This is a genomic window from Cryobacterium sp. Y62 (assembly GCF_002929785.1).
Taxonomy (GTDB): Bacteria; Actinomycetota; Actinomycetes; order Actinomycetales; family Microbacteriaceae; genus Cryobacterium.
Window position 1 is genome coordinate 1 of the sequence record NZ_PJJK01000088.1, and the last position, 13222, is coordinate 13222.

Below are 13222 nucleotides of genomic sequence, written 5' to 3' on the forward strand. Positions count from 1 at the left end.
ATTCGCCATGCTGCGAGACGGCACCCTCTACGAAACTGAACACCAACTCGCTGCTTGACAAAAACATAGGGGCACCCCCCAATTATTGCGGGGTAGACCGTTGACGCGGTCAGGAAGGTCCGCTGCTGCCCTGTTCCCAGACTCTGCCGACCCGCAGACCCTAAACTTTTCAGGTGTACCGGCGCGGGACTCCTCGTTGCCGCCCGACTCCCGTTGAAAGGACCTCCGAATGACCAAGCAGTCCATTTTCGGCCGCATCTCCCAGCTCGCGAAGGCGAACATCAACGCCATCCTCGACTCGGCGGAAGACCCCCAGAAAATGCTCGACCAGATGGTGCGCGACTTCTCCAGCAGCATCTCTGATGCCGAGAGTGCGATCGCCGAGACCATCGGCAACCTGCGCCTGCTCGAAGATGACTACCGCGAAGACCAGGAAGCCGCCGTGGAGTGGGGCGGCAAGGCCCTCGCCGCGAGTCGCAAGGCCGACGAGCTGCGCCTGGTCGGCAACACCAGCGACGCCGACAAGTTCGACAACCTCGCCAAGGTCGCGCTCGGTCGCCAGCTCACCTCGGAGAAAGAGGTGCGGACCGCCGAACCGCAGATTCAGTCACAGACCGCTGTCGTCAACCAGCTGAAGACCGGCTTGAACACCATGAAAGAGAAGTTGGTGCAGCTCACCAACAAGCGTGCAGAGCTCGTTGCGCGCTCCAAGACCGCCAAGGCGCAGGCGCAGGTGATGGATGCCGTCAAGAGCATCGATATGATGGACCCGACCAGCGAGGTCAACCGCTTCGAGGACAAGATTCGCCGCGAAGAAGCCCGGGTGCGAGGTGCGCAGGAGCTCACCGCGTCGAGCCTCGACGCCCAGTTCGAAAGCCTCGACGACCTTGGCGAGCTCACCGAAGTGGATGCCCGCCTCGCTGCCCTGAAAGCCGGAAACACCGCCGCGCTCGAGCGCTGACCCATTCAGTGGATAACTTTGGTGAGTGACGCCCCGATGCCACCCACCAAGGTTGTCCACTCAGGACCTGGCCGGCCAGCGGTGGACTCGAGCCCGGCCGATCTGGCCGACCGGGTGCCTCCGCTTCGCTGAATCTCGGCGATAAATTCGCTCTCGGCGAAGCGGACGCTACTGGCCCCGGCCGCTGCGCCATACTGAAGTATGGCTCCCACCTTCGTTGTAGTACCGCAGTGGCAGGGTTCGATTTCTCCGCGCGCAATGCGCTTGGTCGACGGGGCGGCGGCTATTCAAGGCGATCTGCCGTTTTCGGCCACGCGTATGGTCGACGTGCCGATCGAGGCCGGTGACGCCCTAGATACCGGGGTACACCGGTTCTCCGCGATCCAGCAGGTGCGTGAACGCCACACCGCTGTTTTGAAGGACACGGCCGATTGGGCGCTCTCCATCGGCGGTGACTGCGGCATTGCCCTCGCCGCCGTCGAGCACGCGGCGCGCACGCATCCGGGCGACCTGGCCGTCGTCTGGTTCGACGCCCACCCCGACCTGCACACGCCAGAGACCTCACCGTCCGGCGGATTCTGCGGCATGGTGCTGCGCGCGATCAGCGGTGAGGGGCCTGCCGAACTGAAACTCGCCGCCGCGAGCAGCGTGTCACTCGACCACGTCTTGCTGGCCGGAATCCGCGATGTCGACGATGCCGAAGACGTTCTGCTGCAAGAGCGCGGCCTTGTGAGCGTGTCCTGCTCCGAGCTGACCGACCCGGCTGCCCTCGTCACGGCCGTCGCGAAAATGGGCGCGAAGCACGTCTTCGTGCACATCGACCTGGATGTGCTGGATCCGTCGGCGCTCGACGGCTTGAGTGATCTCATTCCGTTCGGGCTCAGTGTGGCCGACCTCGGCGGCGCGATCACCGCCCTGCGCGCTGAGTTCGTCCTCGCCGGAGCGACGATAACCGGGTTCGCGCCGGCCTCCCCCGAGGCGGCGACCGACGATCTACCGAGCATTCTGCGCATCATCGGGGCGCTCACGCGATAGGCACTGAGTGGGCTACCCGGGTGGTCGGACTGCGCCAGCGGGAATGCGCATAACTCTTACAATTTCTGGCTGGCCGAGGATACCCCGGTGTCATTCCGGGCAACTCCGGGGAACCCCGGGGAACCCCCAACGAATTGCAGGAGTTATGCACACGCTCGGGGCGATACGTCCGTCCAGCAAAGCACAAAATTCACACCGATTATTGGAGGCCACATGACCGATCAGCCCCGCATCCTCACCGAGCGCCGCGGCCACATTCTGCTGATCGGGTTCAACCGGCCCGAGAAACGCAATGCCGCCGATTTCGCCCTGCTGCAGCAGCTCGCCCTCGCCTACGGTGAGCTCGATCGCGACCCCGAGCTGCGCGTCGGCCTGGTCTACGCGGTCGGCGAGCACTTCACGGCCGGGCTCGATCTGGCCGACATCGGTCCGCGGCTCGGCCCCGCCGGGCTTGAGATGGTACCGGAGGGCGGCATCAACCCGTGGCAAGTGGATGGCGAATCCCTCAGCAAACCGGTCGTTATCGCCGTGCAGGGCACCTGCCTTACCCTCGGCATCGAGCTCATGCTCGCGAGTGACATCGTGGTCGCCGCCGAATCGACCCGATTCGGGCAGATCGAGGTAGCCCGCGGCATCCTGCCGTTCGGCGGCGCGACGATTCGGTTTCCGCGCGCGGCCGGCTGGGGCAATGCCCTGCGCTGGCTGCTCACCGGCGACCTGTTCGATGCCGCCGAAGCGTATCGTTTGGGCCTCGTGCAGGAGATCGTGCCCGACGGCACCCAGTTCGACCGGGCGCTTGAGCTCGCCGAGAAGATTGCCGCCCAGGCGCCCCTCGCGATCCAGGCCACCCTGGTCAACGCTCGCCTGGCGCAGCGGGAGGGGGCGGCATCCGCCGAACAAGAGCTGCAGCCGGCCCTCGCCCGCCTGGTGCAAACCGAGGATTCCCGCATCGGCATGCAGTCCTTCCGGACCCGAACCCCCGCCGTCTTCGTCGGCCGCTAGCCCCGAGCGCACCCTGTTCTTTGCCAACCGGGCCCGCCCCCTTGCATAAGGTCGGCCCGGACACGCTGGGAGGCTCTTACTCCCTACGGGGATGGCTGAAACCCCCAGTTCCGTCATAACGGCAGCAGCAACGCGCACGTCGACCACAATACGTAAATGACCACCGGTATCGATCTCAATGAGTGAGCGAGCGAGCATGACTCATCGAGCCAGTGCAGACGAGACCGCCTCGCGGTCAACGTGGGCGGCACGAATTCTTCGCCGGAGAGCCCGCGGATGCCCCAAGACGTGCCGGCAGCGACGCCGCTCGCCAGAAAACTCAAGGTGGCAACCCTTCGCGTCGGGGTAGGCTGCTCAATACCGCCGTCACCTTAGTCAAGGAGAGTCAATGTCGAGTCAAAGCTACGACGTCATTGTGATCGGCGGCGGCGCTGTCGGCGAGAACGCGGCCGACCGCACCGCGCAGGGCGGCCTGCGCACGGTCGTCGTCGAAAACGACCTGGTCGGCGGCGAATGCTCGTACTGGGCCTGCATGCCGTCTAAGGCACTGCTGCGCAGCGGCGCCGCCCTCGCTGCGGCCAAGCGAGTGCCGGGTGCTGCCGAAGCCGTCACCGGAACCGTCGACGTGCGCGCCGCCCTCAAGCAACGCGATTCCATCGCGAGCCATTGGAAGGACGACGGCCAGGCGAAGTGGCTTGAGTCGGCCGGTATCGACTTGGTGCGCGGCCACGCCCGCCTCACGGGCACGAAAGAGGTCACCGTGACAGCCGTCGACGGAACCGTGACCGTGCTCACGGCCACGCACGCCATCGTCGTCAGCACCGGTTCGGCGTCACTGTTGCCCGACATTCCGGGCGTCCAAGACGTCGAACCGTGGACCAGCCGCGACGCGACCAGCGCCCAGGAGATTCCGCGCCGCCTGGCCGTGATCGGCGGCGGTGTCGTCGCCGCCGAGATGGCCGCCGCCTACGCATCACTCGGCTCGACAGTGACGGTCATCGCGCGCAGCCCGCTGCTCGGCGGTCAGGAACCCTTTGCCGGTGAACTTGTCACTGCCGCCCTGCGGCGCAGCGGTGTCACCGTCCTCGTCGGCCGGTCCACCACCGAAGCCCACCGCGCAGCGGACGGCACCGTCGTGCTCACCCTCGATGACGACAGCACCGTCAGTGCCGAGAAAGTGCTCGTGGCCACTGGTCGAATTCCACGCACTCACGACCTGGGCCTGGAAATGGTCGGTCTCGAACCGGGCGACTGGCTCTCCGTCGACGACACCATGCTCGTGCAGGGCGATTCCCCCGTGCTGGCCGGTGACTGGCTCTACGCCACCGGCGACGTCAATCATCGCGCGCTGCTCACCCACCAGGGCAAGTACCAGGCCCGAGCAGCCGGTGACGCGATCGTGACCCGCGCGGCTGGCAGCCCGATCGACACGGCGCCGTGGGGCGCTCACGTCGCGACCGCCGACCACGCCGCCGTGCCCCAGGTCACCTTCACCGACCCGGAGGTAGCCTCGGTCGGGCTGACCGCGGCATCCGCTGTGAAGGCGGGGCATCGCATCCGTATTCTCGATTACGACCTGGCCAACCTCGGCGGTGCCTCCGTGCTCGCCGTCGGCTACGTCGGCAAGGCGCGCGCGATCGTCGATCTCGACCGCGAGGTTCTGCTTGGCGTCACCTTCGTCGGGCAGGATGTAGCCGAGCTGCTGCATTCCGCCACGGTCGCCATTGTCGGCGAGGTACCTATCAACCGGCTGTGGCACGCCGTGCCGAGCTACCCGACGCTGAGCGAGGTCTGGCTGCGCTTGCTCGAAGCCTACGGACGCCCCGGGTTCACCGACAACGACACCGACACCAAGGACGAGAACGAGGACGAGAACGAGTAGCGGATGCGGCGCATCCTCTTTGATTCAGCCGTTAGCCGTGCCGGTTACCTGTACGCAACCGCGTTCGGGCTGGTCTGGGGCTCGATCTGGAGCACCGGCCGAGTCGAGCGCAGAGCTGGCCTGTACGTGTTTCGCGGCATGCCGCCCTGGACGTTCGGACGCGGCGGCTCGTGCGTCGGCGGCTGCTACCTCACCAATCAGAACGTCACCACGGCCGTGCTCGAACACGAGGCCATACACAAACGCCAGTGGCAGCGCTTCGGCATGGTCTTCCCGCTGCTGTACGCCGTCGCCGGGAGCAATCCGCTCAAGAACCGCTTTGAGATCGAAGCCGGGCTGAAAAAAGGCGGCTACATTCGCTAGTCCGACCATTGTGGTTCGTGACCCACGACATCCGTCGCCGGGACGCAGCGCACACAAAACCGCCCGGCCTGCGAACAAGCTGGGCGGTTTTGTGTGAAGAAGTGCTACTGCGCGGTGACGTAGTCAGCGTCGATGGCGGCAGCCTCGGCGAAGACGGCGAGGTTAGCACGCAGCTTGGCGCCGAGGTCGGCGTCAACGCTGGTCCAGTACATGATGGCCCGCTCGGTAACCTCGGGGCGGGTCACGCCGCTAATGGCCCCGGTGATGGTGTCGAGGAACCGCGCCTTGGCAGCGTCGTCATAGACCTCGCGGTAGAGCGTTCCGGCCTGGCCGAAGTCGCTGTCTTCACTGCGCAGGGTCGCGGCGGCGCGCAGCAGCGTTCCATCACCTTCCCAGGCACCCTCGCCAGCCGCAGCCGGGTCGGCGACGGGGCCCCCGAGGGAGTTGGGCGCGTAGTTCGGCACGCTCGGCGCGTTGAAGTGGTGACGCTGCGCTCCGTCCTGCGAGTAGTTGTTGACCGGGCTGACCGGAGCGTTGATCGGCAGTTGCGCATAGTTGGTTCCCACGCGGTAACGCTGCGCGTCGGGGTAGGAGAAGATGCGCGCCATGAGCATCTTGTCGGGGCTCGCGGCAATTCCGGGCACGAAGTTGGCGGGCGAGAACGCGGCTTGCTCGATCTCGGCGAAGAAATTCTCCGGGTTGCGGTTGAGGGTGTGGGTGCCGACTGGAATGAGCGGGAAATCGGCGTGCGGCCAGACCTTGGTCACGTCGAACGGGTTGAACCGGTAGGTGTTGCCCTGCTCGTAGGGCATGACCTGCACGGAGACGTTCCAGGACGGGAAGTTTCCGGCGGCAATGGCCTCGGACAGGTCGCGACGGTAGTAGTCGGCGTCAGCTCCGGCTAGTGCCTCGGCCTCTGACCCTTCCATCTCGACGTTGCCCTGGTTGGATTCGAAATGGTACTTCACCCAGAAACGCTCGCCGGCCGCGTTGATCCACTGGTATGTGTGCGAGCCGAAGCCGGGCATTTCACGCCACGAGTGCGGCAAGCCGCGGTCGCCCATGAGGTAGGTGACCTGGTGGGCCGACTCCGGGGAGAGGGTCCAGAAGTCCCACTGCATGTTCGCGTCGCGCAGGCCGCTGCCCGGCAGGCGCTTCTGCGAGTGGATGAAGTCGGGAAACTTGATGCCGTCACGAATGAAGAAAACCGGGGTGTTGTTGCCGACGATGTCGTAGTTGCCCTCGGTCGTGTAGAACTTGACCGAGAAGCCGCGCACGTCGCGCCAGGTGTCCGGGCTGCCCTGCTCGCCCGCCACGCTGGAGAAGCGCTGAAGGGTGGGGGTGACGGTGCCCGGCTGAAAAACGGCCGCGCGGGTGTACTTCGAGACGTCGCCGGTCACAACGAACTCGCCGTGCGCTCCGCCGCCCTTGGCATGCACGATGCGCTCCGGAATGCGCTCGCGGTTGAACTGGGCGAGCTTCTCGACTAGGTAGCGGTCGTGCAGCGCGGTGGCGCCGTCGGCGCCCACGGTGAGGGAGTGCGCGTCGCTGGCGATGGGCGTTCCCGTCTGGTCGGTAGTGGGCTTATTAGTCATAATGCTCCTTGGTGTGGATCAGCAACGCGAGGTTGACGGAAGTAAAGTCAGGGGTGTGCGGTGTCGAGCTGGCACTGGGCGCACAGGCCCCAGTAGATGACCTCGGCGGCGCGCACGTCAAAACCGAGCGCATCCGCCGGGGTGAGGCAGGGGGCATGACCGATGGCGCAATCCACGTCGTGCACCACATTGCAGCGGGTGCAGACGATGTGGTGGTGATTGTCGCCGACCCGGCGTTCGAACAGGGCAGAAGAGCCGGCCGGTTCGATCTTGCGCACGAGTCCGGCGGTGCCGAATGAGGCGAGTACCCCGTAGATCGCCTGCAGCGAGGTTCCGGGCAGGTCGCTGCGTACCGCCCCGAACAGGGCGTCGGCGTTGGAGTGCGGCATATCGGTGAGGGCGCGCAAAACCGCCAGGCGCGGCGCGGTCACCTTGAGACCAGCCGAACGGATGCTGTCGGCCAGCAACCCAGCGTCGGCTGCGGCCAGGCGCAGGCCCGCGGTCTCATCGCTCGGATCGGACTTCGTCATGCTCCGACCTTAGCATTTGTTTTGAGTAATTCAAAACAATTCGGACAGATATTTAGCTAGCTAGGATAGCAATTATCGAAGTTCTGGAGGAACTGTGCTTGCGATCACGCGTTTCATCACCGGCAAACGTACCGCCTGGGCGGTACTGCTCGGAACCGTCGTGGCGGTCGGTCTACTGTTCGCGCTGCTCCCTGCCAATGAATCCGAGGATTTTCCGGCGGCCGGCCTGCCGGAGACCAGCCAAGCCGCGCAGGTCACCGAGCTGCTCGCCGAGTTCCCCTCTGCCGACCAGACCGCGGCGATCGTAGTATGGAGCCGGTCCGGCGCCACGCTCACAACGGCCGACCAAACGGCGATCACCGCCGCGGCAGAGCAGCTCGGCGCCGCGTCGATCGCCCCGCGCGCGACCGCACCGCAGTTCAGCGACGACGGCCAGGCTGCACTGAGCGTGGTGCCGCTGGAAGCTGCGGGCGCGACGCCCGACGTTGCGAAGACGGCCAACGACATCCGTTCAACGGCGTTAAACGCGCTGCCGAGCGGGCTGACCGCCTATGTCACCGGGCCGGTCGGCTTTCAGGCCGACGTCACCAACGCCTTCGCCGGAGCCGACTTTCGCCTGCTTCTAGTGACCGTGATCGTCGTGGCGGTGCTGCTCATCGTGACCTATCGCAGCCCGGTGCTCTGGATCGTGCCGCTCGCCGTGGTCGGACTTGCCGACGGCCTCGCCGGCAAGGTCGCTGGGGCGCTGGCCGAACCACTCGGTTTCGCTCTCGATGCCTCGATCTCGGGCATACTTTCGGTGCTCGTGTTCGGCGCCGGCACCAACTATGCCCTGCTGCTCGTGGCCCGCTACCGCGAAGAATTGTTACACACCGAGAACCGCAACGTTGCCATGCGCACCGCTGTGACGAGCGCCGGCCCGGCCATCGCTGCCAGCGGCGGAACCGTTGCGCTGAGCCTGGCAACCCTGGTTTTCGCCGAACTGGCCGGCAACCGCGCGCTCGGCATCGCCTGTGCTATCGGTGTGCTCATCGCCATTCTGTTCGCACTGCTCGTGCTGCCGGCCGCGCTCGTGGTCTGCGGGCGCGGCCTGTTCTGGCCGTTCATTCCGCGCGCGGCGGACGAGACCGCGCCGGTACGCACCGGCTTCTGGACCAGGCTCGGTCGCAAGGCGGCCAGGAATCCGGTGATCATCACGGTCGTGTCCGTTCTCGCGATCGGCAGTCTGGCGTTCGGGCTGAACGGAGCCGCCGTCGGGTTATCCCAGGCCGATCAGCTGCTCGGCAACCCCGAGTCGGTCGTTGCCCAGGACATCGTGAAAGAATCTTTTTCGGCGGGGCTGACCAGCCAGACCGTCGTGCTGACGCTGGATGCGGCCTCCGCTGACACCGTGGCCGTGGCCCGGGGCACCGACGGGGTCTCCGCGGCGGTAGCCGGCGAGAAGGCCGGCGGTCTGACCCGCATCGACGTCACCCTCGAAAGCGAACCCGGCAGCGACACGACTTTTGCGACCCTCAGCCAACTGCGCAATAATTTAGCGGATACTCCTGACGCGGTCTCGCAGGCGCTGGTCGGTGGCAGTGATGCCACGTCCCTCGACACGAAAATCAGCGCCGAACGGGACCAGGCCCTGATTCTGCCGCTGATTCTGGGCATCGTGTTTCTAATCCTGACGCTACTGCTGCGCTCCCTCGTGGCGCCGGTGTTGCTCATCGCCACCGTGCTCGGCACGTTCTTCGCCAGCCTGGGAGCTTCGAACCTGATCTTTCAAAACCTGCTCGGCTTCGCCGCGTTCGACACCAGCGTCGTACTGTTCTCCTTTCTCTTCCTGGTCGCCCTCGGCGTGGACTACAACATCTTTCTGACCACACGAGCTCGGGAAGAGGCCAAGCGCTACGGCACGCGGGAGGGCATGGTGCGGGCGCTGTCGTCGACCGGCGCGGTGATCACGAGTGCCGGAATTCTGATCGCGGCGGTGTTCGCCGTGCTCGGGGTACTGCCGGTCGTGGCCCTCACCCAGATCGGGGTGATCGTCTGCATCGGCGTGCTGCTGGACACCCTCGTTGTGCGTACAGTGCTCGTACCGGCCCTGGTCTTTCTGGTCGACGACCGGTTCTGGTGGCCGTCGCGGCCGGTCGCGACGCGCCGGTAGCCTACGCTGGGTCGGGCGGCACTCGATCCTGCCAGCGGATGCGCCGCTCGAGCTGCGCTCCGAGCGCCAGCAGCGTGGCCTCGCCGCCGGGTCGCCCGATGAGCTGCACGCCCATCGGCAGGCCGTCGTCGGTCTGGTACACCGGCAACACGATGGCCGGCAGCCCGCTTACATTGATCATCGAGGTGAACGGCGTGTACTGCACCTGTTGGGCGAAGTTCGCCTCGCCGTCGTAGGCGTCGTACCAGCCGACCGGCCGCGGCGTCAGCGCCATCGCCGGGGTCAGCACGGCATCGAATCTGGACAGCTGGTGAATGAACGAACGCTCGAACGCGTTCAATGCGGCGAGCGCTTCGGCGAGTTCCCGGGCGCCGAGGGCACGACCGCGGGCGAGCAGCCACTGGGTCAGCGGTTCGAGGAGCGCGACCGCGGCGTCGGTTTCGGCCGGGATAGTCGCCGCACCCGCTTGCCAAATCGTGCGGAACGCCGGCGCATAGCTCGAGTCGGGCACGAGGGCCGCCTCTTCGAGGCCGTGGTGCAGCGCCGCGAAACCGGCCACGGCGAGATCGAGCGCGGCCTGGGCTTCGGGCGCGATCGTGATCTCGTAGTCGTTGTCCCAGGCCGATGTCGTCATGACGCCGAGCTGAAACCGTCCATCGCCGCGAACCGCCGCGGCCAGGAGCGGAGCTTCGTCTCCAGGGGCCCGCAGAGCGTAGTGGTGGTCAGGGTGGCCGTCTCTCGGCGCGATCATGGCATCGAGCAGCAGGGCGGCATCCGCTACCGTGCGTGCGAGCGGGCCTCCGACGGCGAGACCACCGAGCTTGTCGATTCCGGAAGCGGACGGCACCCGCCCGCGGCTCGGCTTGACTCCGACCAGCCCGCAGGCGGCCGCTGGGATGCGGATGGACCCGCCGCCATCGGAGCCTGGCGCGAACGGCAACAGCCGGGCAGCGACCGCGACGGCGGCGCCGCCGCTCGATCCGCCGGCGCCGAGGCCCAGGTTCCACGGCGTGCGAGCCGGCGGTGCGGCGAGGCTTTCGGTGTAGGAGGCGAGGCCGAATTCCGGCGTGTTGGTCTTGCCGAGGCTGACTCCCCCGGCGTCGTCGAGGGCCTGCACGAGCTCGTCCGACTCATCGGGCACATAGTCAGCGAAGAGGCGGGAGCCGAACCGCGCTGGCACCCCGGCACGCAGGTACAGATCTTTATCGGCGAACGGGAGGCCCCAGAGCGGCGCGGTGCGCGGCGTCCGCTCTTCAACGTATCGGGCCCTGGTCCTGGCCGCCTCCGCCGTCACCGTGACAAAGGCACCGAGTGCCGGATTAAATTTCTCGATGCGGGCAAGGTAATGCTCGGCGAGCTCGCCCGGGCTTATTTCGCGGTTCTGCAGGGCTTGCCATTGCTCAAGGGCGGTCAGTTCGTGTGGATCAGCCATGACCCGAGCCTAGTTCGGCGACGGTCGCCAATCAGGCAGCACTGGCCGTGGCGGCACAACGAGGCTAGCCTCAAACCGTGGCCAGCGCTTTTTACAACCCCATCGGCACCACCGCACTCATTACCGGAGCGTCGAGCGGACTCGGCGTCGGGTACGCCCACGAGCTCGCCCAGCGCGGCGCAGATCTGGTACTCGTCGCCCGTCGCCAGGCCCGTCTCGAGTCCCTCGCGGTCGATCTCGCCGAGAAATACGGCACCGTTTCCACCGTGATTCCGCTCGATCTCACGGCAGCGGATGCCGTCCCTGAGCTGGTGCGCGACCTGCGCGAGCGAATGATCACCATCGGTACCCTGGTGAATAATGCCGGCTTCGCCACCTTCGGCACCGTGCTCGACTCGAATGAGGCCCGCGAACGCGAACAGGTCGCGCTCAACGTGCAGGCGCTGACCGCGTTGACCCATGCCCTTCTGCCCGACTTGGTCGAAACCGCCTCGCTGCATCCGCACGCTGCCGCGCTTATCAACCTAGCCAGCACCGCCGCGTTCCAGCCGGTGCCGTACATGGCGGTGTACGGCGCGACCAAGGCTTACGTACTCAGCTACACCGAGGCGGTCAGCTATGAAACGCGGGCGAGTGGCCTCAAGGTCACGGCCATCTGCCCAGGTCCCGTCGACACCGAGTTCTTCGAGGTCGCCCAGACCGGCAGCGGCAAGAAGGGCACACCGCTCACGGTCGACGCGGTCATGCGCGCCTCGTTCTCAGCGCTCGACCGCTCGGTCATGCCCTCGGTCGTGCTGGTCGGCGCCCGCAACGCTATCCTTGCGCGGTTCGCGAGCATCTACCCGCGACGTGCAGTGCTCAACGCAGTCGGCCGCCTGAACACGCCGCGCGGCACGCGCTGACGGGCTATTTGAGGCTCTTCTGCAGCAAAATGGTGCCGAGCCAGCGCTCGAACTTGAAACCGACCTTGCCCATACGACCGATCTCCTCGAATCCGAAGTCGCGGTGCAGCTTGATCGAAGCATCCGCTCCCTGATCCGCGATCACGGCGATGATCTCCTTCAAGCCGGCCGTCTTCGACCGCTTGATCAGCTCGCCGAGCAGCTCGCGCCCGAGGCCCTTGCCTGTGGACGCGGCCCCGAGGTAGATCGAGTTCTCGACCGTGAACCGGTAGGCCTTCTTCTGTTTCCACGGGCTGACCAGGGCATAGCCTAGAATCTGGCCGGCCGGAGAGACGGCAAGGATGAACGGCATGCCCTGCTTGTTCAAGTAGTAGAACTTGTCGCGCCACGCGGTGAGCGTCATGGCGTCCTCGTCAAAGGTGACCGTGCTGTTGGCAACGTAATAGTTGTAGATCTCGCGGATGTGCGGCAGATCGGTCGCCCGCACCTCACGCATCGTGTATTCGAACGGCGTCTCGACGGTGGCTTCCGGCCGCAGATGGCGGGGCAGCCGACGACGAGGCTCGTATTCTTCCTCAAGCACCGGGCACTCCCCTTTCTGGTTGATTCCAGATTACCGGAAGCTCCCAGTTCACCGGTGCAGCCCCCTGCTCGCTCAGCAGCCGGTTGGCGTTACTGAATGGCTTCGAACCGAAAAATCCGCGCCGCGCCGACAGCGGGCTCGGGTGCACCGACTCGTGCACGGGCGTGTCGCCGAGCAGAGGTTTGAGAGCGCCGGCGTCCTTTCCCCACAAAATCGCGACCAGCGGATGCCCCCGCCCGACCAGCGCCAGAATGGCCTGGTCGGTGACGGCTTCCCAGCCTTGCCGGCGATGCGAACCGGCCGCGCCTGCACGGACGCTGAGTACCCGGTTGAGCAGCAATACGCCCTGATCGGTCCAGGCCGAAAGGTCGCCGTGCTCGGGTCGTGGCAGGCCGAGGTCGGCTTCGTATTCGGTGTAAATGTTGCCGAGGCTGCGCGGAAGCGGTCGCACGTCGGAGTCGACGGCGAAGGCCAGGCCGATCGGATGTCCCGGGGTGGGGTACGGATCCTGCCCGACGATGAGCACCCGCACGGTGTCGAACGGCTGGCGGAAGGCGCGCAGCAGGTGCTCCGGAGCAGGTAACACCGCATGTCCGGCGGCCCGTTCGCGCGCCAGGAACTCGCCGATCCTGGTCAGGTCATCGGTCACGGGAGCAAGCGCGAGCGCCCAGCCCGGGTCAATGGCTCCACTCGCGGTGAGGGCGTGGAGGTTCACAATCTCACCCGGCCGACCGGGCGCTCCCGGCCAACCCGGCAGGTATCCGCTGGGATGGTGATTGCCGCGA

The 13222-nt window shown here is 66.2% G+C and carries 12 protein-coding genes; 7 read left to right on the plus strand and 5 right to left on the minus strand.

What is annotated here, in order from left to right; genetic code table 11:
• Positions 1 to 229 precede the first annotated feature (229 nt).
• The 5 genes from CXY71_RS04635 to CXY71_RS04660 all read left to right on the plus strand — a co-directional run bounded on the left by CXY71_RS04635 (position 230) and on the right by CXY71_RS04660 (position 5243).
• Positions 230 to 961 (plus strand): PspA/IM30 family protein, encoded by a 732-nt coding sequence (locus CXY71_RS04635; RefSeq protein WP_104134515.1) that lies wholly within the window; start codon positions 230 to 232, stop codon positions 959 to 961.
• 201 nt (positions 962 to 1162) lie between these two features.
• Positions 1163 to 1996 carry an arginase family protein gene (locus CXY71_RS04645; RefSeq protein WP_104134517.1) on the plus strand — a complete coding sequence of 278 codons (834 nt, stop codon included), beginning with the start codon at positions 1163 to 1165 and terminating at the stop codon, positions 1994 to 1996.
• Between the two features lie 213 nt (positions 1997 to 2209).
• Complete coding sequence (locus CXY71_RS04650) at positions 2210 to 2998, plus strand: crotonase/enoyl-CoA hydratase family protein (RefSeq protein WP_104134518.1); 789 nt, start codon at positions 2210 to 2212, stop codon at positions 2996 to 2998.
• Positions 2999 to 3386: 388 nt separating this feature from the next.
• On the plus strand, positions 3387 to 4880 hold the full coding sequence (locus CXY71_RS04655) for an NAD(P)/FAD-dependent oxidoreductase (RefSeq protein ID WP_104134519.1): 1494 nt from the start codon (positions 3387 to 3389) through the stop codon (positions 4878 to 4880).
• Positions 4881 to 4883: 3 nt separating this feature from the next.
• Positions 4884 to 5243, plus strand: a complete 360-nt coding sequence (locus tag CXY71_RS04660) for a Fe-S oxidoreductase (RefSeq protein WP_104134520.1) — start codon at positions 4884 to 4886, stop codon at positions 5241 to 5243.
• 104 nt (positions 5244 to 5347) lie between these two features.
• Here the strand turns inward: CXY71_RS04660 and CXY71_RS04665 are convergent, their stop codons facing one another.
• Together CXY71_RS04665 and CXY71_RS04670 are read right to left on the minus strand one after the other, a co-directional pair.
• Complete coding sequence (locus CXY71_RS04665; RefSeq protein ID WP_104134521.1) at positions 5348 to 6838, minus strand: catalase; 1491 nt, start codon at positions 6836 to 6838, stop codon at positions 5348 to 5350.
• A 47-nt stretch (positions 6839 to 6885) separates the two neighbouring features.
• On the minus strand, positions 6886 to 7368 hold the full coding sequence (locus CXY71_RS04670; RefSeq protein WP_104134522.1) for a Fur family transcriptional regulator: 483 nt from the start codon (positions 7366 to 7368) through the stop codon (positions 6886 to 6888).
• A 94-nt stretch (positions 7369 to 7462) separates the two neighbouring features.
• Here CXY71_RS04670 and CXY71_RS04675 point away from each other — a divergent pair, with 94 nt between their 5' ends.
• On the plus strand, positions 7463 to 9520 hold the full coding sequence (locus CXY71_RS04675; protein ID WP_104134523.1) for an MMPL family transporter: 2058 nt from the start codon (positions 7463 to 7465) through the stop codon (positions 9518 to 9520).
• Between the two features lies 1 nt (position 9521).
• Here the strand turns inward: CXY71_RS04675 and CXY71_RS04680 are convergent, their stop codons facing one another.
• Positions 9522 to 10952 carry an amidase gene (locus CXY71_RS04680; protein WP_104134524.1) on the minus strand — a complete coding sequence of 477 codons (1431 nt, stop codon included), beginning with the start codon at positions 10950 to 10952 and terminating at the stop codon, positions 9522 to 9524.
• 77 nt (positions 10953 to 11029) lie between these two features.
• Between CXY71_RS04680 and CXY71_RS04685 the strand changes: the two genes are divergently transcribed.
• Positions 11030 to 11854 carry an SDR family oxidoreductase gene (locus tag CXY71_RS04685; protein ID WP_104134525.1) on the plus strand — a complete coding sequence of 275 codons (825 nt, stop codon included), beginning with the start codon at positions 11030 to 11032 and terminating at the stop codon, positions 11852 to 11854.
• A 4-nt stretch (positions 11855 to 11858) separates the two neighbouring features.
• Here CXY71_RS04685 and CXY71_RS04690 read toward each other — a convergent pair whose 3' ends face one another.
• Both CXY71_RS04690 and CXY71_RS04695 read right to left on the minus strand, forming a co-directional pair.
• Positions 11859 to 12437: a GNAT family N-acetyltransferase gene (locus tag CXY71_RS04690; RefSeq protein ID WP_199184211.1), complete on the minus strand. Its 579-nt coding sequence runs from the start codon at positions 12435 to 12437 to the stop codon at positions 11859 to 11861.
• Entirely contained in the window at positions 12430 to 13152 is a 723-nt protein-coding gene (locus CXY71_RS04695; protein WP_233204408.1) for a uracil-DNA glycosylase, read from the minus strand. Before CXY71_RS04695 ends, CXY71_RS04690 begins: the two co-directional genes overlap by 8 nt.
• Positions 13153 to 13222: the final 70 nt, after the last annotated feature.